Here is a 19,217-nt window from a genome sequence, read left to right as displayed (position 1 = left end):
CATGGTATAGGAGGCGTATTGACAACACAATATGCGCGCCTCAGCGCGCCATTTGCCCCTCGATGTCGTCCGCAATACGCTTGGCTAGCGCGTCGACATCGAAATGAGGACGCCCTTCTACCATGACCCGGATCAAGGGTTCCGTGCCCGAGGGCCGTAACAACACGCGCCCTTCGTCGCCCAGCTCCGCCTCGACTGAGGCAACGGCATGACGTACCTGTTCATTGGCCAATAGCGCCTCGTTGTCGACACCGGGGGTCAGGCGTACGTTGACCAACGCTTGCGGCGCTTTCTCGAAACCCTTGAGCAGGCCCGACAGCGATGATGACTCACGCACCATGATTGCCAGCACCTGAAGCGCCGACACGATCCCGTCACCGGTCGACTGCACATGGCCACATACAATATGCCCGGAGGATTCGCCACCCAGTTGCCAACCGTTGGCTGCCAAGCGCTCCATCACATAGCGGTCTCCGACTTTGGCCCGCTCAAAGGGAATATCCAAGGCCTCCAGTGCGGCCGCAAGGCCGAAGTTGGACATCAGCGTCCCGACCACGCCACCGCCCAGCATGTCGCGCACTTTCCGGTCACGGGCAATCAGATAAAGTATATCGTCGCCGTCGACCTCATGCCCCTCGGCGTCAACGAGAATCACTCGGTCGCCATCGCCATCCAGCGCCATGCCGAGATCGGCGCCACGCTCTATCACTGCCGCACGCAAAGCGTCGGGATGCGTGGACCCCACGCCCTGGTTGATATTGAGCCCATCCGGATCGACACCGATCAAGCTGACCTCGGCGCCCAGTTCGCGCAAGACGCTGGGCGCGATGTGGTAGGTCGCACCATGTGCGCAATCAAGCACCACCTTCAGCCCTTCCAGCGTCAGACGGTCGGGCACCGTGGACTTGCAGAACTCGATATAGCGCCCCGCCGCATCTTGAATGCGTAGCGCCTTGCCCAATGCATCCGGTGCCACCGTCGACAGGGGCAAGTCGAGCTCCGCCTCTATCTCTTCCTCGACGGCATCGGCCAGCTTCACCCCTTCGGCGGAGAAGAACTTGATGCCGTTGTCCTGGAAGGGGTTGTGCGAGGCCGAAATCACGATGCCCGCATCGGCGCGGAAGGTCCGCGTCAGGTACGCGATACCCGGTGTGGGCATCGGCCCCAGCAAGGATACGTCGACCCCTGCCGCCGATAGTCCCGCTTCCAGGGCTGACTCGAACATATAGCCCGAAATCCGCGTATCCTTGCCGATCAACACCTTGGCGCGCGACTTGCGCCCCGTGTGGCGTGACAGCACACGGCCCATCGCCCAGCCCAGTTTCAATACGAAATCGGCGGTGATGGGAGGCTCTCCCACCGTCCCGCGAATACCATCGGTTCCAAAATAGCGTCGTGTCATGCGTCGGTGCCTTCCTGTAGCACTGCCCAAGTCATATTGACCGCATCCACCGTCGGTCCCACATCGTGGACGCGCACGATACGCGCCCCACGCTCCACCGCCATCGTGGCGAGCGCCAGGCCTCCCGACAGGCGTTCCTCGACGGGACGCGCCAGCACTTTGCCAATCATACTCTTACGTGACATACCGGCCAGCAAGGGAAGCCCAAAATCAGTCAATGGTTGCATGCGATTCAGCAAGCGCAGGTTATGTTCGACACGCTTGCCGAAACCAAAACCTGGGTCGAGCACCAACTGCTCGCGTCGAATCCCCGCCGCCTCGCATTCGGCGATCCGCGTCTCGAGGAAAGCGGCCACCGCCTCCTCGATCGGCATCTCGTAATGCGGTGCCAACTGCATGTCGGTGGGCTCACCCAACATATGCATCACGCACACCGGCAGGCCACTCATCGCCGCGGCCTCCAGCGCGCCGGGCCAGCGTAGACTGCGCACGTCATTGATCATGCCTGCGCCCCGCGATGCCGCCTCACGCATCACTTCACCGCGACTGGTATCCAGGGACACCAATGCATCCAGCTCGCTGACCAAACGCTCCACCACCGGTAGCACGCGATCCAGCTCTTCCTGAAGCGGCACCGGCGAGGCACCAGGACGTGTCGACTCGCCACCGATGTCGATGATCGCCGCTCCCTCGGCCAGCATGGTTTCAGCGCGATATACGGCCTCATCCAAGGCATTATGGCGACCGCCATCGGAAAACGAATCAGGCGTGACATTGAGAATCCCCATGACGCGGGGGTACGAAAGATCGAGCTGATGGCGCCCACAGCGCAACTGCATGGGCATGGCATATCGGTCTTGCATGATCAGAGCCGTTGCAACGTCAAACGTCTACCTTACCATGCGCCAGCTTAAGTGTAAGCACGCCCCAAACGCCAACGGGCGCCGCTATGCGGCGCCCGTTGGGAGATGGCACAAAATGAATATTAGTGGCCGGCCGGCCCGCCCAATGGATCAGAAGGGCGACGACGTGCATCGTCATCTTCGTCACTGCTGGTGCCGGGCTCTTCGTCTGCCGACGTGCCTGCAGCGGGTCCCGACCCGGTGGTCGGCCCCTTGTCCTCCCAATCCTCAGGAGGACTCGGCTTACGGCCTTCCATGATTTCGCGAATCTGGTTGGCGTCGATGGTTTCGTAGTGCATCAACGATTCAGCCATCAGGTCGAGCTTGTCACGGTTATCCTCGAGGAGCTGTCGCGCCTTGGAATAGCACTCGTCAATGATCCGACGCACTTCCTTGTCGAGGCGTGTCGTGGTCTCGCCAGACTTGAGCTTGCCCCCTTGACCGGAACCACCCAGGAACTGGTGCGACTCGTCCTCGTCGTACATCAGCGGCCCCATCTCTTCAGAAAGGCCCCACTTGGCCACCATGTTATGGGCCAGTTCGGTAGCGCGCTTGATGTCGTTGGATGCCCCTGTGGTGACGCCATTCGGCCCCAGCGTCATTTCCTCGGCAAGACGGCCACCGAACAACGAGCAAATCTGACTGATGATCTGCTGGCGAGAGAGGCTATACCGGTCTTCTTCCGGCAAGAACATCGTCACGCCCAGCGCACGGCCACGCGGGATGATCGTCACTTTATAGACGGGGTCATGCTCGGGCATCAGGAGCCCGATGATCGCGTGGCCCGATTCGTGATACGCGGTGTTGCTCTTTTCCTTCTCGGACATGACCATCGAGCGTTTTTCGGCGCCCATCAGGATCTTGTCCTTGGCCAGCTCGAGCTCGTCCATGCCCACCAGGCGCTTGTTGCGACGCGCCGCGAACAATGCCGCTTCGTTGACCAGATTGGCCAGGTCAGCACCGGAGAAACCCGGCGTCCCGCGTGCGATGAGGCTTGAGTGAACATCATCCGCCAACGGCACCTTACGCAGATGAACGCCGAGAATGTGCTCACGACCGCGAATATCGGGAAGCTCCACTACGACCTGACGGTCGAAACGGCCCGGACGCGTCAGTGCGGGGTCGAGCACATCGGGACGGTTGGTCGCGGCAATGACGATGATGCCTTCATTGGCCTCGAAACCGTCCATCTCGACCAACAGTTGGTTGAGCGTCTGCTCGCGTTCGTCGTTACCGCCACCCATGCCAGCGCCACGCGAACGCCCGACGGCGTCAATCTCGTCGATGAAGATGATGCACGGAGCCTGCTTCTTGGCTTGCTCGAACATGTCGCGGACACGCGATGCCCCTACGCCGACGAACATTTCCACGAAGTCGGAACCCGAGATCGAGAAGAACGGCACGTTGGCTTCGCCAGAGATCGACTTGGCCAGCAGCGTCTTACCCGTACCCGGCGGCCCCACCATCAGGACACCGCGAGGAATCTGTCCACCCAAGCGCTGGAACTTACTGGGATCCTTGAGGAAATCGACGAGTTCCTCGACTTCTTCCTTGGCCTCGTCACAACCGGCCACGTCGGCGAAAGTGGTTTTGATCTGGTCCTGAGTCAGCAGCTTGGCTTTGGACTTGCCGAAGCTCATGGGGCCGCCTTTGCCACCAGCGCCCCCCTGCATTTGACGCATGAAGAAGATGAAAATCGCCAGGATGATCAAAATCGGGAAGCTGGCCACGAGCAGGCGCGTCCACAGGCTCTGCTCCTCCGGCTGCTTGCCTACCACGCTGACGTCGTGCGCCAGCAGATCATCCATCAGCTTGGGATCTTGTGCCGCCGGCCGGATCGTCTGGAATTGCGAGCCATCATCACGCTCGCCCGTGATCGTGTAACCTTCAATGGTTACATTGCTCACTTGATCATTCTGCACCTGCTCGACGAACTGAGAGTAGCTCATCGCCTGAGGCGAGTTGTCGGAGCTGAAGTTATTGAACACCGTCAGCAACACTGCCGCGATGACCAACCAGAGGATCAGGTTCTTCGCCATGTCGTTCAAGGGAATACCCTCATTGCATGCAACTGTCTGCCAAGCAGGACCATAGATTTGACACTACACCACAAGAAGCGCTCCGACTACCAAGTCATTATGACTATCGAGCCGATACGCCTGAGGGCAAGTCATATGGACGCAAGCTCAGCCGTGGAATCCTTCTGCAAGCAGGTAGACTTCGCGCGAACGGGCACGCGAGGCTTCCGGCTTGCGAGTCGTCACCTTGCGAAAGCTGCTGCGCAGCTCTTTCAAATATTCATCGAACCCTTCTCCCTGGAAGACCTTGGCCAACAAACGCCCACCAGGCGATAAGGTCTGACGCGCCAGATCCAGCGCCAGCTCGACGAGATACATCGCCTGGGGCTGATCAATGGCCGCCATACCACTCATATTGGGGGCCATATCGGACATCACAAGGTCGACACGACGCCCTTCCAAGGCGGCAAGAATTCGTTCCAGCACATCCATTTCGGTGAAGTCGCCCTGCACGAACGTCACCCCGGCCAGCGCATCTACCTCCAGGATGTCCGACGCCACCACGCAGCCCTTGGCCCCGACCTTATCGGCGGCAATCTGGCTCCATCCGCCTGGCGCAGCGCCAAGATCAATGACTGTCATGCCTGGCTTGAGCAACGCATCCTTGGCATCGAGCTCGAGTAGCTTGTAACTCGCCCGCGAGCGATAACCATCTTGCCACGAACGCTGCACGTAGCGATCGTCGAAGTGCTCCTTGAGCCAAGAGGCCGAGCTCTTGCTATTATGCGAGGAACGTGCCACGGGTCACCTAAATCGATAGCGGTCAAAACTCGTCCGGAAGGCAGGGTAGGCTAGCTGAGCGGGCGGCACGGCCTTTCCAAGACGCCGCTTTCCCCGTAACATGGCGCGTTCTATCTTGTCTCGGCGCCCCACTTCAAGGGCTGGCCACAAGGCCAGGACGACCGACAGCAGTTGCGCCGGTCTGCGGCTTGGCCGTATTCAGATAACGCCCTCGGCAAAACGCCGAGTGTCCGCCAACCCGGAACAGTCACGATACCATGAGCTTGTCACAGGCACAAAAGAAAGCATTTCGCAGCATCGGCCACCACCTGAACCCCGTGGTGACGGTCTCGGAAAACGGACTGACCGAAGGCGTCTTGGCCGAGCTAGCTCGCGCCCTGGAAGATCACGAGCTGATCAAGGTCAAGCTCGCCATCGGCGATCGCGACGCCCGTCAAACCGTGATCGACGAATTGACCGAAGCCAGCCACAGCGAACTCGTCCAGACGATCGGCAAGGTTGCGCTGCTGTATCGCCGCAACCCTCGAGTCAACCCCAAGCTATCCAACATCCAGCGCTTCGAAAACCACCACGGACGGCGCTAAGCCGCGAGCCGCGAGCCGCGAAAAGCAGAATCCCCGAAATGAAAAACGCCAGCGACATCGCTGGCGTTTTTAGCTCGTAGCTCGTAGCTCAGAGATGCTCGACCCCGGCAATCTCGTATTCGACATCACCGCCCGGCGTGCGCACCAACACCGTGTCGCCTTCTTCCTTGCCGATCAAAGCGCGCGCGATCGGCGATGTTACGGAAATCCGCCCTTCCTTGATGTCGGCTTCGTCTTCGCCGACGATCCGATAGCGCACGTCCTCGTCATCCTGGAGGTTGATCAACTCGACCGTCACACCAAAGATCACCTTGCCGGTCTTGGGCAACTTGGTGACGTCGATCACCTGCGACGCGGACAGCTTGCCTTCGATTTCCTGAATGCGCCCTTCGATGAACCCTTGCTGCTCCCGCGCAGCATGGTACTCGGCGTTCTCCTTGAGATCACCGTGTTCACGCGCCTCGGCAATAGCGTTGATCACCTGGGGACGCTCCACGCTCTTGAGGTGCTCGAGCTCCTTTCGCAGGCTTTGCTCACCTGCGACGGTCATCGGGACCTTGTTCATGTGCTTGCTCCTGCATGCAGTTCCTGCAGCCGCCGTACGGTAATTGCATTTCCATACTCAAGCGCCATACACACCGCACGCGCCCCAGCCAGCGTTGTGGCATAAGGGACCTTGCGAGCGAGTGCGGTACGGCGGATCACGGAAGAATCACTGATCGCCTGGCGGCCTTCGGTCGTATTTACGATATAGGCCACCTCGTCGTTTTTGAGCATATCGACGATATGGGGGCGACCTTCATAGACCTTATTGACGACCTTGACCGGGAGGCCAGCCGCTTCGAGAGCGATGGCAGTGCCACGGGTCGCGATCAGGCTAAAGCCCAATGCTAGCAGAGATTGCGCCACCTCGGTAATCTCGCTCTTGTCCGGGTCACGTACCGAGAGGAAAGCCTGGCGCTCACCGCTCAAGCGCGGAATCGCCTCGCCCGCGCCGAGCTGCGCCTTGTAGAAGGCCTCGGCGAAGGTCGCGCCACTCCCCATTACCTCACCGGTCGACTTCATCTCCGGCGACAGGATCGGGTCGACGCCCGGGAACTTGTTGAACGGGAAGACGGCTTCCTTGACGCTGTAATAGCCCGGCAAGCGCTCGCGGGTGAAGTCCTGCTCGGCAAGGGTCTTACCCGCCATGCAGCGCGCCGCGACCTGGGCCAGCGAGGTGCCGATGCACTTGGACACGAAAGGCACCGTGCGCGACGCCCGCGGGTTGACCTCGATGACGTAGATCTCGCCATCCTGCCAGGCGAGCTGCACGTTCATCAGCCCGACCACGTTGAGCTCCAGTGCCATGCGCTTGACCTGGTCGCGCATCTCGTCCTGCACCTCGGGCGGCAGCGAATACGGCGGCAACGAGCACGCCGAGTCGCCAGAGTGAACACCGGCCTGCTCGATATGCTGCATGATGCCGCCGATCACCACCTGCTCGCCGTCGCTGACCGCGTCGATATCGATCTCCACGGCCGCATTGAGGAAGTGATCCAGAAGCACCGGTGAGTCGTTGGAGACCTTGACCGCGTGGGTCATGTAGCTTTCCAGCTCGGAGGCGTCATAGACGATCTCCATAGCGCGACCGCCCAGTACGTAGCTGGGACGCACCACCAGCGGGTAGCCGATCTTCTCGGCCTTGGAGAAAGCATCCTCGAAGCTGCGCGCAGTGGCATTGGGCGGCTGCTTGAGACCCAGCTTATCGATCATCTTCTGGAAGCGCTCGCGATCTTCAGCGCGATCGATCGCATCCGGCGTAGTGCCGATGATCGGCACGCCAGCGGCTTCCAGCGCGCGCGCCAGCTTGAGCGGCGTCTGGCCACCAAACTGCACGATCACACCGGCCGGTTTCTCCTTATCGGCGATCTCCAGCACATCTTCGAGCGTCACCGGCTCGAAGTAGAGGCGGTCACTGGTGTCGTAGTCGGTGGACACGGTTTCGGGGTTGCAGTTGACCATGATGGTTTCAAAGCCATCCTCGCGCATGGCGAGCGCCGCGTGCACGCAGCAGTAGTCGAACTCGATACCCTGGCCGATGCGGTTGGGCCCGCCGCCCAGCACCATGATCTTCTGGCGATCGCTGACCTCGGCTTCGCATTCCTCCTCGTAGGTGGAGTACATGTAAGCGGTATCGGAGGCGAACTCGGCGGCGCAGGTATCGACCCGCTTGTAGACAGGGCGAATGCCGTGCTTTTGACGCGTCTTGCGGAACTCCTCCTCGGAGACCCCAAGCAGCGTGGCCAGGCGCGCATCGGCAAAGCCCTTGCGCTTGAGACGGAACAGCGTCGATGCCGACAACTCGTTCAGTGAGCGACTGGCGGTTTGCTGTTCGAGACGCACCAGCTCCTCGATCTGCACCAGGAACCAGCGATCGATATTAGTCAGCTCGAAGACCTCGTCGAGGCTCATGCCCGCACGCATCGCGTCAGCGACGAAGAAAATACGGTCGGCCCCGGCGGCCTGCAGCTCGCCCTTGATCAAGGCCATGCCAGCGCCGTTGAAGTCGGTCACCTTGGGATCGAGGCCATCGGCGCCGATTTCCAGGCCACGCAAGGCTTTTTGCAGCGATTCCTGGAAGGTCCGCCCGATGGCCATGGTTTCGCCCACCGATTTCATCTGGGTGGTGAGGCGGTCATTGGCCTGAGGAAACTTCTCGAAGGTGAAGCGCGGGATCTTGGTGACCACGTAATCGATCGACGGCTCGAACGAGGCCGGCGTCTTGCCGCCGGTAATGTCGTTTTGCAGCTCGTCGAGCGTATAGCCGACCGCCAACTTGGCGGCGATCTTGGCGATCGGGAAGCCGGTCGCCTTGGACGCCAGCGCCGAGGAGCGGCTGACGCGCGGGTTCATCTCGATGACCACCACACGACCGGTTTGCGGGTCGACCCCGAACTGCACGTTGGAGCCGCCAGTCTCCACGCCGATCTCGCGCAACACCGCCAGCGAGGCGTCACGCATGACCTGGTATTCCTTGTCGGTCAGCGTCTGCGCCGGGGCAACGGTAATGGAGTCCCCGGTATGCACGCCCATGGGGTCGAAATTCTCGATGGCGCACACGATGATGCAGTTGTCATGCTTGTCGCGCACGACCTCCATCTCGTATTCCTTCCAGCCCAGCAGCGACTCGTCGATCAACAGCTCATGGTTGTTGGAGAGCTCGAAGCCGCGCGTGCAGATTTCCTCGAACTCTTCCTTGTTATAGGCCACGCCGCCACCGGAACCCCCCATGGTGTAGGACGGGCGAATGATCACCGGAAAGCCCAGCTCACCCTGGATTTCCCACGCTTCGCTCATGCGATGGGCGACCTTGGCCTTGGGGCACTCCAGACCAATGTTCTTCATCGCCTTGTCGAACAGGTCGCGATCCTCGGCCTTGTTGATGGCGTCGGCATTGGCACCGATCATCTCCACGCCGTATTGCGTCAACACGCCCTGCTTGTCGAGTTCCAGCGCGCAGTTGAGCGCCGTCTGCCCCCCCATCGTTGGCAGGATGGCGTCGGGGCGTTCTTTCTCGATGATCTGGGCCACCGCCTGCCAGGTGATCGGCTCGATATAGGTCGCATCCGCCATCACCGGATCGGTCATGATGGTGGCCGGATTGGAGTTGACCAGGATGACCCGATACCCCTCCTCGCGCAGTGCCTTGCAGGCCTGGGCGCCGGAGTAATCGAATTCGCACGCCTGCCCAATGACGATGGGCCCGGCGCCGATGATCAGAATGCTTTGGATGTCGGTACGTTTCGGCATGACGATTCCCGCTAACTTGGTGACTGACGACGGCTCAACGTGAAAGCGCCTCCGACGCGCGGAGGCGGGGCCTTAGCGACGCGCTTGCATCAAGGCGATGAAGCGGTCGAACAGCGGCGCGACATCGCGTGGGCCGGGGCTGGCCTCGGGGTGCCCCTGAAAGCTGAACGCCGGGCAATCGGTCCGCTCGATGCCTTGCAACGTGCCATCGAACAGCGAACGGTGCGTGGCCCGCACGTTGGCCGGCAGACTCGCTTCGTCGACCGCGAAGCCGTGATTCTGGCTGGTGATCATCACCCGGCCGGTGTCGAGATCCTCGACCGGATGGTTGGCGCCATGATGGCCGTTGTTCATCTTCACCGTACGCGCCCCGGAGGCCAAGCCCAGCAGTTGATGCCCCAGGCAAATACCGAACAGTGGCAGGCCGGCATCGAGCACCTCGCGAATCGCCGCGATGGCGTAATCGCAAGGCTCGGGATCACCGGGACCATTGGCCAGGAAGACGCCATCGGGGTTCATCGCCAGCACCTCGGCGGCCGGAGTCTGCGCTGGCACCACCGTCAGGCGACAACCGCGTGAGGCCAGCATGCGCAAAATGTTGAACTTCGCCCCATAGTCATACGCCACCACATGAAACGGACGCTCACGCTCGGTCGCATCGGCGTAGCCGCTGCCCAGCGCCCACTCGCCTTCGCTCCATTCGTAGGCGTCGCTACAGCTCACCTCCTTGGCGAGGTCCATGCCCTTGAGGCCGGGAAAGGCACGCGCCGCGACCAAGGCCCGCTCGACGGCATCTTCGCCTTCGGCATCGCTACCCGCCAGGATCGCGCCGTTTTGCGCGCCCTTTTCGCGCAATAGCCGCGTCAGACGCCGCGTATCGATATCGGCGATGCCCAGCACGTTGCTACGCTTGAGGTACTCGTCAAGGCTCGCCTCACTGCGAAAATTGCTGGCCATGAGCGGCAAATCACGGATCACCAGACCGGCCGCAGCGATGGCGGCGGACTCGATGTCCTCGGCGTTGACGCCGGTATTGCCGATATGGGGATAAGTGAGGGTAACGATTTGTCGCGTATAGGAGGGGTCGGTGAGGATTTCCTGGTAGCCAGTCATGGCCGTATTGAAAACCACTTCACCACTCGTTTGCCCATCGGCTCCGATGGCGCTGCCATGAAATACACTACCGTCTTCCAAGGCCAATATCGCGGGTCTGATCAACGCAACGTCCTCCCCTTGTCATGCGCGAGTCTGAGCCAGGGCCGGCGAGCCGCCGGGCCCCTCGTATTCAAGGAGCACTGAGAGTATCGACGACCGCTGCTCGCGGGTCGTAAAAAAGCGGGACGAAACCTGAAAGAAGCCCGGTTTCATCCCGCCTTGTTGTCATTCGCTCGGATCCCTGTGGCCATCAATGCGTTTGCTTGGCCAAATTGACTCGATGATACGCGATTTACAGGTCGCAGACTAGCCCTTGAGGCCCAGTACGTCCTGCATATCGTAGCGACCGCTGTCGCGCGAGGCGACCCAACGCGCCGCGCGCACCGCGCCCTTGGCGAAAGTCATGCGGCTGGACGCCTTGTGCGTAATCTCGATGCGCTCGCCCTCGGTGGCGAACATCACGGTATGCTCGCCGACAATATCGCCGGCACGCACGGTGGCGAAACCGATTTCCTTGTCGCCGCGTGGGCCACATTGCCCCACACGTTCGAAGACGCCATCTTCCTTGAGGTCGCGATTCAGGGCCTTGGCCAAGACCTCTCCCATCTTCAGCGCCGTGCCGGAAGGCGCGTCGACCTTGTGGCGATGATGCGCCTCACTCACTTCGATATCGTAGCCCTCGTCACCCAGCGCCCGAGCAGCGGTTTCCAACAGCTTGAGGGTGAGGTTGACGCCGACGCTCATGTTGGGCGCGAAGACCATGGGAACGCGGTCACGATAACCGTCGAGCTCGGCGAGCTCGGCGTCGGAGAGCCCCGTGGTGCCGATCACGATGGCCTTGCCGTGCTCAGCACAAAACGCCAGATTGGCCAACGTGACTCGAGGCGTGGTGAAGTCGATCAGCACATCGAAGGCATCGACGATGGCAGCCGGGTCATCCGTGGCGTTCACGCCCAAGCGCCCAGCACCGGCGAGCTCGCCCAGATCGGCACCGACCAATGAGCTACCGGGCTCGACGATGCCTCCCGCCAAGCTGGCCTCGGGATCCTGCTGTACGGCATTGACCAGGGTGCGGCCCATGCGCCCGGCGACGCCGACGATGGCGATACGCGTCATGTGGACTCCTTGCGATTGCGTGTCGATGAATACCGGAGAGTATACCAAACCGTCCCGCATTCCCGTCACGCACCACCAATCACGGGCGGCGTGATCGCGAATGAACCGCCGTCGGCATCAGGTCATGGCGGGCTGCCAGACGATATCGAGCGTCTCACGGCTAGCCATCCGCTCGAGATGCACCGCCACGACCTCTTCAAGGTGCTCGCGGGTCGCCGCATCCTCGGCCGCCAGCTGCAGATGCAAGGCATCCGCCTCGGCGCGCATGTGACACACTCCGCCGTCGAACGTGACTCGCCCCTGATGCTCGTCGTGGGCAACGCTCAGCTTGTGCTGCCAGTGCTTGCATAGGCGATTGATATAACGCGAACCGGATGTCGTCGACACGACAGCTTGGGACTCGGACATAAGGCCTCCCTATTCGATTAGCCCTCTAATGGTAATCGCATTATGGCACGCACGGGCACTCCCAACACGCAACGAGGCGTTCGAGGTAAGACAGCACTCTCCTGCGCAGCCGAGGCCAGCCCCTTATACGAGAAAACCCCGCCATGTATGCCATGACGGGGTCTGAGGAGAAAATGCCGAGGCTCGCCTACGGCTTCATGTCCTCGAAGAACTTCTTCACGCCATCGAAGAAGCTCGACTTCTTCGGCGAGTGATGGCTGTTGCTGCCGTCCAGACTCTCCTGGAACTGGCGCAACAAGTCCTTCTGCTCCTCGCTCAAGTCGACCGGCGTTTCGACCACGACCTTGCACAACAGGTCGCCAGGCGGGCCGCCACGCACCGGCTTGACGCCCTTGCCCTTGAGCCGGAACATCTTGCCGGTTTGCGTCTCCGGCGGAATCTTCAACTTGACCCGACCGTCCAGGGTCGGCACTTCCAGCTCACCGCCCAGCGTCGCGTCGATGAAGTTGATCGGTACGTCACACAGCAGGTGGCGACCGTCACGCTCGAAGATCGGGTGCGGCTTGATCGCCGCCTGCACGTAAAGATCACCCGGCGGCCCACCGTTGAGCCCCGATTCACCTTCGTTGTTGAGACGAATCCGATCGCCGGTATCCACGCCAGCGGGGATCTTCACCGACAAGGTCCGCGTTTCGCGCACGCGCCCTTCACCATGACACTTGCGGCACGGCACCTTGATGCTCTGACCGGCGCCATGACAGGTCGGACAGGTCTGCTGCACGGCGAAGAAGCCCTGCTGCATACGCACCTGACCCTGACCGTGACAGGTCGGGCAGGTCTCCTTGCTGGAGCCCGGCTCGGCACCATCGCCATCGCAATGCTCACATGCGATGTGACGCGGTACGCGGATATCGACCGTGGTGCCGGCAACGGCATCCTCGAGGTCGATCTCGAGGTTGTAGCGCAGGTCAGCACCACGCTGCGGCGCATTGGGGTTGCGACGACCGCCGCCCCCGAAGATATCGCCGAACACATCGCCGAAGATATCGCTGAATCCGCCTGCTCCGGCGCCGCCACCGCCGAAGCCGCCGCCCCCTTGACCGTCAACGCCGGCATGGCCGAACTGGTCATAGGCAGCACGCTTTTCTTCATCGGCGAGGACTTCATAAGCCTCGGAGACTTCGCGGAACTTCTCCGCCGAGGTGTCATCATCCGGATTGCGATCCGGATGGTACTTCTGGGCGAGTCGACGGTAAGCCTTTTTGATCTCTTTCTGATCGGCTCCCCGCTCGATGCCCAATACTTCGTAATAGTCACGCTTGGACATGGATGGTCCGCCTCCGTGTCGGCGCTGCGCAAACAGCAACGCGGGAGAACATCCCCCGCGCTGCCGTCATGCGAGCATCAGACGTCGTGGTTACTGCTTCTTCTGGTCGTCGTTGACTTCCTCGTACTCGGCGTCAACCACGTCGTCTTCTTTCTTCTGGGCGCCATCGTCAGCTTGTTGCTCACCACCCTCGGCGCTCGCATCGCCTTGTTCGGCGTACATCTTCTGCGCCAGGTTGCCGGAGGCCTCGGTCAGCGCATCGAGCTTGGCCTGGATATGCTCCTGGTCGTCGCCCTTAGTGGCTTCCTCGAGTTCGCTGATCGCGGTCTCGATCTGCTCTTTCTCGCTGGCCTCGACCTTATCACCGGCTTCTTCGAGCGTCTTGCGCGCGGCATGGACCATGCCATCGGCCTGGTTACGCAGCTGCACCAGATCCTCGAACTTCTTGTCCTCGGCCTCATGCGCCTCGGCGTCCTGGACCATCTGATCGATCTCTTCGTCGGAAAGACCGCCAGAGGCCTTGATGACGATGGACTGTTCCTTGCCGGTGGCCTTGTCCTTGGCGGAGACGTTGAGGATGCCGTTGGCATCCAGATCGAATGCGACTTCGATCTGAGGCACGCCACGCGGTGCCGGCGGAATGTCGGCCAGATCGAAGCGACCCAGTGACTTGTTGCCGCTGGACTGCTTGCGCTCACCCTGCTGCACATGGATGGTCACGGCAGTCTGGTTGTCATCCGCAGTCGAGAAGGTTTGAGTCTTCTTGGTCGGGATGGTGGTGTTCTTCTCGATCAGCGGCGTCATGACGCCACCCAGGGTTTCGATGCCCAGGGTCAGCGGCGTGACGTCGAGCAGCAGGACGTCCTTGACGTCGCCGCCCAGCACGCCGCCCTGAATCGCCGCGCCCACGGCCACGGCTTCGTCCGGGTTGACGTCCTTGCGGGCGTCCTTGCCGAAGAAGTCGGCAACCTTGGACTGCACCTGCGGCATGCGCGTCTGACCGCCCACCAGGATCACGTCGTCGATCTCCGACGCAGACAGGCCAGCGTCGCTCAGCGCCGTCTTGCAAGGCGCCAACGATTTCTGCACCAGCTCTTCGACCAACGACTCGAGCTTGGCACGCGTCACCTTGACGTTAAGGTGCTTGGGCCCGGTGTTGTCGGCCGTAATATACGGCAGGTTGACTTCAGTCTGCTGTGCCGAGGAAAGCTCGATCTTGGCCTTCTCGGCGGCCTCCTTCAGACGCTGCATGGCGAGGCTGTCGCCAGACAAGTCGATGCCGGAATCGCTCTTGAACTGCTGCACGAGATAGTCGATCAGCTTGAGATCGAAATCTTCGCCGCCCAAGAAGGTGTCACCATTGGTGGCCAGCACCTCGAACTGGGTCTCGCCATCGACATCGGCCACTTCGATGATGGAGATATCGAAGGTGCCGCCGCCCAGATCATAGACCGCGATGGTCTTGTCGCCGCGAGACTTGTCCATGCCGTAGGCCAGCGCGGCCGCCGTCGGCTCGTTGATGATGCGCTTGACTTCGAGACCGGCGATGCGACCCGCGTCCTTGGTCGCCTGACGCTGGCTATCGTTGAAGTACGCCGGCACGGTGATTACCGCGTCGGTGACTTCTTCACCGAGATAGTCTTCGGCGGTCTTCTTCATCTTCTTCAGCACTTCCGCGCTAACCTGCGGCGGTGCCAGCTTGTTACCCTTGACTTCGACCCAAGCGTCGCCGTTATCGGCCTCAGCGATGGTGTAGGGCACCATCTTGATGTCCTTCTGGACGACGTCGTCCTTGAACTTGCGGCCGATCAGGCGCTTGATCGCGTACAGCGTGTTGCTCGGGTTGGTCACGGCCTGGCGCTTGGCGGCCTGGCCAACCAGCGTCTCACCATCGTCGGTGTAGGCGATGATGGACGGCGTGGTGCGTGCACCTTCCGCGTTTTCGATTACCTTCGCATTGCCGCCGTCAAGGATGGCAACACAGGAGTTGGTGGTCCCCAAATCGATACCGATGATGCGTCCCATTGGAATACCTCAAAATCGTTGCTTGACTGTTTCGTCTTCGTCGGCGGCATTGCCGCCTCGTTGTTCGTCTATTTGGGGGGTGGGGTTACGCCTTTCAAGGGTCTCGACGTCACATCCCTCCCCTGCCACATCAATTGGCGGCTTGGCTGACGACTACCATCGCCGGACGTACCAGACGTCCATTCAACAAATACCCCTTCTGCATGACCTCGATCACCGTATTGGGCTCAACCTCGGGGTTGGGCACCATGGTCATGGCTTCATGCACCTGAGGGTCGAACGGCTCGCCTTGCGGATCGACGGCTTCCACACCGAACTTGTTGAGCACGTCGAGCTGCAGCTTCAGAGTCATCGAGACCCCTTCGCGATGCACCTCGCTAGCGCCTTCCTGCATCGACTCCGATGCCTTTTCCAGGCTGTCGATCACGGGTAGCAGTTCCTTGACGAATTTTTCCAAGGCGAACTTGCGTGCCTTCTCGACATCTTGCTCGGCGCGGCGACGCACGTTCTGCGCTTCGGCGGCGGCACGCGCCGCCTGATCCTTGGACTCCGTCAAGGCTTGCTCCAACTCTTCGACACGCACAGCCAGCGCGTCGGCTTCCGGGTTTTCGAGCGCCTCGGCATCGGCCTCGCTGGCCTCGACATCCTCGACGACGCCTTCGAGTTCGGCATCGTCTCCAGTGGTATCGTCCGGTTGGGGTTCGGCATCGCGCTCAGCGCGAGCCAGCTCTTCCTCGGTCGGGGTCTGCGGGTCTTTGGCCATGAGTTTCTCCTGACAGCTGGCGCGGCCCGAAGCCGCATCTAATAAGCGATTGCCTCCTATATGGGGATGCGATGAACGATCTCAAGCCACCCCTATCGCTTGCGATGCCTGGCAATTGAAGCCCTCACCCAACTACTGTATAAACACACAGAGATCAGCTTCGTTTCCGACGCCCGGAGGTTTTCATGCTGATACAGCTAGCCATTCGCGACTACGCCATCGTCGAGCGCCTCGATCTGGACCTGCACGACGGTATGACGGCCATCACCGGCGAGACCGGCGCCGGCAAATCGATCATGCTTGGCGCTTTGGGATTATGCCTGGGAGAGCGCGCCGACGTGGGCAGCGTACGCCACGGCTGCGAACGCGCAGATATCAGTGCGCGCTTCGATATCGCCCGGCTCGCCGACGCCCGCGCCTGGCTCGCCGAGCGCGAACTGCCACAAGACGAATGCCTGCTCCGGCGTGTCGTCACCGCCTCGGGGCGCTCCAAGGCCTGGATCAACGGCCAGCCTGTTACAGTGAGCGACCTGAGAGCGCTCGGCGAGCATCTCATCGAGGTCCACAGCCAGCACGCCCATCAAGCGCTCTTGCGCGAAGAAACGCATCTGCGCCTGCTCGACACCTATGCCGGCCAGACCGAGGCCGTGTCGACCCTCGGCGAGCACTTTCATCACTGGCGTGCACGCCGACGGCGACTGCGCGACCTGCAAGAAAGCGGCAATGAAGTGCAGGCACGGCGTCAGCTACTGCGTTACCAGGTCGAGGAGCTGGATCAACTGGCGCTCGCCGAAGGCGAACTGGAGACGCTGGAGGATGAGCAGACCCAGTTGGCCAATCTGGAGGAAGTCCTGGGTGACGCCCAGTTCGCCGCCGACTGCTGCGATCAGGACGAACACGGCGCGCTTTCATTGCTGCATCACGCCAACGCCCGCCTGGGAAACGCCCCCGAAAAGACCCAACGCCAACTGGCGGACGCCCTGTCCATGCTGGGCGAGGCTCAGATCCAGATCGAGGAAGCAGCACGCGAACTGCATCACTTCGTCGAGACCACCGAGCTCGATCCTCAACGACTGACGGAGGTCGATGCCCGCCTCGGCGAAGTGCATCGCATCGCACGTAAGCATCACGTCATGCCCGAGGAGCTTCGCGACCTCCATCAGCGTCTGAGCGACGAACTGGCGAGTCTCGAAGGTGGTGAGCATGACCTGGAAGCACTCGGCGAAGAAGTGGAGCAGGCCCGTGACGCCTACAGACAGCAGGCGCGGGCCATCAGCGAGGCGCGTATTGAGGCGGCACGCAACTTCGGCGAAGCCGTGCAGGCGCAACTGGCCTTCTTGGGACTTGGCAAAGCGACCTTCGAGGTTGCCATTTCACCGCGCGAGACGCCCCAGGCCGAAGGGCTCGACCAGGTACGCTTCATGATCAGCGCCAACCCCGGCCAGCCGTCACGCCCACTGAGCAAGGTTGCCTCGGGTGGCGAGCTATCGCGCATCAGCCTGGCGATCCAGGTCGTTGCCGCGCAGCATAGCAGCGTCCCCAGCATGGTCTTCGACGAAGTCGATGTCGGCGTTTCCGGCGCCATCGCGGAAATCGTCGGCCAGCTACTGCGGCGTCTCGGCGCCCAAGGGCAAATCCTGACCGTGACGCATCTGCCGCAAGTTGCGGCCCAGGCGCATCATCATCTGCATATCGAAAAGCGCTCCGAGCACGACACGACCCTGACACATATGGCACTGCTCGACGATGCCGGACGCGTGCGCGAACTGGCCCGCATGCTCGGCGGCGTCAAACTCTCCGACCGCACACTGGCTCACGCCCGCGAAATGCTCGACGCCAGCCAGCACGCCCAGCATTGAGCGAGCCTTGCGCTATAGCCACCTTCAACGGTGGGGTACGAAACGACGAAACCGGCCATCAGGGCCGGTTTCGTCTTCGGTGTACGCTAACTGCTCGGGCTACTTCTTGCCAGGCCCTGAGCCTTCTTGACGCGTTACGCTAGAACCCTTGGGGCGTACGTACAACACCAGGGCATGATCGACGAGCTCGAAGCCGTGCTCCTCGGCAATCTCGCGTTGACGCCGTTCGATCGTGTCGTCGAAAAACTCGATTATCTCGCCGCTTTCCAGACACACCATATGATCATGGTGCTCTTCCTGCGACAATTCGAACACGGCATGCCCGCCATCGAAATTGTGACGAATCACCAACCCCGCAGTCTCGAACTGGGTCAAGACGCGATACACGGTTGCCAGACCGACATCGTCACCTGCGTCGAGCAGAGCCTTGTAGACGTCTTCGGCGCTCAGATGGTGTTGGTCCTGCGTACTTTCGAGAATTTGCAGGATCTTGACACGCGGCAAGGTGACTTTTAGCCCCGCCTTGCGCAGTTCATGGTTCTGATCGGCCATGGTTGCGGTTGCTCTTCGCAGTATCGTGGTAGGTCAGGTATGATCAATCCAAGCAACGATAGTGAATGATAGGCGCAAATGCAAAACTTGATTAAAACAGTCACCTTTTCCGTCGCCCTGGCGCTCGTCAGCGGGTGCAGCTACGTTGGCGTCTACAAACGCGACCTAGCTCAGGGCAATCTCATCACCAAGGACATGGTCTCGCAACTCGAGACTGGCATGACCAAGGAACAGGTGCGCTATGTAATGGGCAGCCCCTTGCTGCAAGGCCCGTTCGATGAAAACCGCTGGGACTACGTCTTCTATCTCGACGAAGCCTATGACGATGTGGAAGAAAAGCGCGTGACGCTGACCTTCCAGGACGACAAGCTGGCCGACATCGAGCGTGAAGGCGACATCGAGGATGATGTCGAGCTCTCGAATCAGAGTGGCCCCGGCCCGGCGGTGGAAGGCTCCGGGCCAGGCGACGGCGCCCCCGCAGCCGGCCCCAGCTACGCACCGGAAGAGTAAGCG

At 61.2% G+C, this 19,217-nt stretch carries 16 protein-coding genes; 3 read left to right on the top strand and 13 right to left on the bottom strand.

Features of this window, described 5'->3' with window-relative positions:
- Window positions 1-40: 40 nt before the first annotated feature.
- From glmM to rlmE, 4 genes are all read right to left on the bottom strand, one after another.
- Complete coding sequence (gene glmM / locus SR908_RS09040; RefSeq protein WP_246924076.1) at window positions 41-1,402, bottom strand: phosphoglucosamine mutase; 1,362 nt, start codon at window positions 1,400-1,402, stop codon at window positions 41-43.
- Window positions 1,399-2,265, bottom strand: a complete 867-nt coding sequence (gene folP / locus SR908_RS09035) for a dihydropteroate synthase (protein WP_246924078.1) — start codon at window positions 2,263-2,265, stop codon at window positions 1,399-1,401. Before folP ends, glmM begins: the two co-directional genes overlap by 4 nt.
- A 122-nt stretch (window positions 2,266-2,387) precedes the next feature.
- The gene (gene ftsH, locus SR908_RS09030; protein ID WP_097021322.1) at window positions 2,388-4,352 is read right to left on the bottom strand and encodes an ATP-dependent zinc metalloprotease FtsH; all 1,965 of its coding nucleotides are present in this window, start codon (window positions 4,350-4,352) and stop codon (window positions 2,388-2,390) included.
- Between the two features lie 138 nt (window positions 4,353-4,490).
- The gene (gene rlmE, locus SR908_RS09025; protein ID WP_246924081.1) at window positions 4,491-5,123 is read right to left on the bottom strand and encodes a 23S rRNA (uridine(2552)-2'-O)-methyltransferase RlmE; all 633 of its coding nucleotides are present in this window, start codon (window positions 5,121-5,123) and stop codon (window positions 4,491-4,493) included.
- A 257-nt stretch (window positions 5,124-5,380) separates the two neighbouring features.
- Between rlmE and yhbY the strand changes: the two genes are divergently transcribed.
- A complete protein-coding gene (gene yhbY, locus SR908_RS09020) occupies window positions 5,381-5,707 on the top strand; it encodes a ribosome assembly RNA-binding protein YhbY (protein ID WP_097021324.1) in 327 nt (108 codons plus the stop codon).
- An 88-nt stretch (window positions 5,708-5,795) separates the two neighbouring features.
- On the opposite strand, the gene greA is transcribed toward yhbY, so the two are convergent.
- From greA to grpE, 8 genes are all read right to left on the bottom strand, one after another.
- Complete coding sequence (greA, locus tag SR908_RS09015; protein ID WP_097021325.1) at window positions 5,796-6,272, bottom strand: transcription elongation factor GreA; 477 nt, start codon at window positions 6,270-6,272, stop codon at window positions 5,796-5,798.
- Window positions 6,269-9,499: a carbamoyl-phosphate synthase large subunit gene (gene carB, locus SR908_RS09010; protein ID WP_246924095.1), complete on the bottom strand. Its 3,231-nt coding sequence runs from the start codon at window positions 9,497-9,499 to the stop codon at window positions 6,269-6,271. The genes greA and carB overlap by 4 nt, the downstream gene beginning before the upstream one ends.
- 72 nt (window positions 9,500-9,571) lie before the next feature.
- A complete protein-coding gene (carA, locus tag SR908_RS09005) occupies window positions 9,572-10,717 on the bottom strand; it encodes a glutamine-hydrolyzing carbamoyl-phosphate synthase small subunit (protein ID WP_097021327.1) in 1,146 nt (381 codons plus the stop codon).
- A 243-nt stretch (window positions 10,718-10,960) separates the two neighbouring features.
- On the bottom strand, window positions 10,961-11,770 hold the full coding sequence (gene dapB / locus SR908_RS09000; RefSeq protein WP_246924097.1) for a 4-hydroxy-tetrahydrodipicolinate reductase: 810 nt from the start codon (window positions 11,768-11,770) through the stop codon (window positions 10,961-10,963).
- 117 nt (window positions 11,771-11,887) lie between these two features.
- Complete coding sequence (locus tag SR908_RS08995; protein ID WP_246924100.1) at window positions 11,888-12,178, bottom strand: DUF2218 domain-containing protein; 291 nt, start codon at window positions 12,176-12,178, stop codon at window positions 11,888-11,890.
- A gap of 187 nt (window positions 12,179-12,365) precedes the next feature.
- Window positions 12,366-13,505, bottom strand: a complete 1,140-nt coding sequence (gene dnaJ, locus SR908_RS08990) for a molecular chaperone DnaJ (protein WP_097021338.1) — start codon at window positions 13,503-13,505, stop codon at window positions 12,366-12,368.
- A gap of 90 nt (window positions 13,506-13,595) precedes the next feature.
- Window positions 13,596-15,530: a molecular chaperone DnaK gene (dnaK, locus tag SR908_RS08985; RefSeq protein ID WP_246924104.1), complete on the bottom strand. Its 1,935-nt coding sequence runs from the start codon at window positions 15,528-15,530 to the stop codon at window positions 13,596-13,598.
- 130 nt (window positions 15,531-15,660) lie between these two features.
- Window positions 15,661-16,293, bottom strand: a complete 633-nt coding sequence (gene grpE, locus SR908_RS08980) for a nucleotide exchange factor GrpE (protein ID WP_075369701.1) — start codon at window positions 16,291-16,293, stop codon at window positions 15,661-15,663.
- A 185-nt stretch (window positions 16,294-16,478) separates the two neighbouring features.
- Between grpE and recN the strand changes: the two genes are divergently transcribed.
- Window positions 16,479-18,152 carry a DNA repair protein RecN gene (gene recN, locus SR908_RS08975; protein WP_246924107.1) on the top strand — a complete coding sequence of 558 codons (1,674 nt, stop codon included), beginning with the start codon at window positions 16,479-16,481 and terminating at the stop codon, window positions 18,150-18,152.
- Window positions 18,153-18,251: 99 nt separating this feature from the next.
- Here recN and fur read toward each other — a convergent pair whose 3' ends face one another.
- Window positions 18,252-18,704, bottom strand: coding sequence for a ferric iron uptake transcriptional regulator (gene fur, locus SR908_RS08970; protein WP_040239960.1), 453 nt, complete (start codon window positions 18,702-18,704; stop codon window positions 18,252-18,254).
- A 78-nt stretch (window positions 18,705-18,782) separates the two neighbouring features.
- Here fur and SR908_RS08965 point away from each other — a divergent pair, with 78 nt between their 5' ends.
- Complete coding sequence (locus SR908_RS08965) at window positions 18,783-19,214, top strand: outer membrane protein assembly factor BamE (protein ID WP_246924109.1); 432 nt, start codon at window positions 18,783-18,785, stop codon at window positions 19,212-19,214.
- The last annotated feature ends 3 nt before the right edge of the window (window positions 19,215-19,217 follow it).

This window comes from Chromohalobacter canadensis, assembly GCF_034479555.1.
GTDB lineage: Bacteria > Pseudomonadota > Gammaproteobacteria > Pseudomonadales > Halomonadaceae > Chromohalobacter > Chromohalobacter canadensis.
The sequence above is the reverse complement of the archived record's forward strand: the minus strand, read 5'-3'. Positions and strand labels throughout refer to the sequence as shown.

Bases quoted from the DNA above. Each gene is read 5' to 3' on its own strand.
- yhbY (WP_097021324.1), top strand. From the start codon at position 5,381: ATGAGCTTGTCACAGGCACAAAAGAAAGCATTTCGCAGCATCGGCCAC.
- folP (WP_246924078.1), bottom strand. From the start codon at position 2,265: ATGCAAGACCGATATGCCATGCCCATGCAGTTGCGCTGTGGGCGCCAT.
- dapB (WP_246924097.1), bottom strand. From the start codon at position 11,770: ATGACGCGTATCGCCATCGTCGGCGTCGCCGGGCGCATGGGCCGCACC.
- recN (WP_246924107.1), top strand. From the start codon at position 16,479: ATGCTGATACAGCTAGCCATTCGCGACTACGCCATCGTCGAGCGCCTC.
- greA (WP_097021325.1), bottom strand. From the start codon at position 6,272: ATGAACAAGGTCCCGATGACCGTCGCAGGTGAGCAAAGCCTGCGAAAG.
- carB (WP_246924095.1), bottom strand. From the start codon at position 9,499: ATGCCGAAACGTACCGACATCCAAAGCATTCTGATCATCGGCGCCGGG.
- dnaK (WP_246924104.1), bottom strand. From the start codon at position 15,530: ATGGGACGCATCATCGGTATCGATTTGGGGACCACCAACTCCTGTGTT.
- grpE (WP_075369701.1), bottom strand. From the start codon at position 16,293: ATGGCCAAAGACCCGCAGACCCCGACCGAGGAAGAGCTGGCTCGCGCT.
- SR908_RS08995 (WP_246924100.1), bottom strand. From the start codon at position 12,178: ATGTCCGAGTCCCAAGCTGTCGTGTCGACGACATCCGGTTCGCGTTAT.
- SR908_RS08965 (WP_246924109.1), top strand. From the start codon at position 18,783: ATGCAAAACTTGATTAAAACAGTCACCTTTTCCGTCGCCCTGGCGCTC.
- glmM (WP_246924076.1), bottom strand. From the start codon at position 1,402: ATGACACGACGCTATTTTGGAACCGATGGTATTCGCGGGACGGTGGGA.
- dnaJ (WP_097021338.1), bottom strand. From the start codon at position 13,505: ATGTCCAAGCGTGACTATTACGAAGTATTGGGCATCGAGCGGGGAGCC.
- fur (WP_040239960.1), bottom strand. From the start codon at position 18,704: ATGGCCGATCAGAACCATGAACTGCGCAAGGCGGGGCTAAAAGTCACC.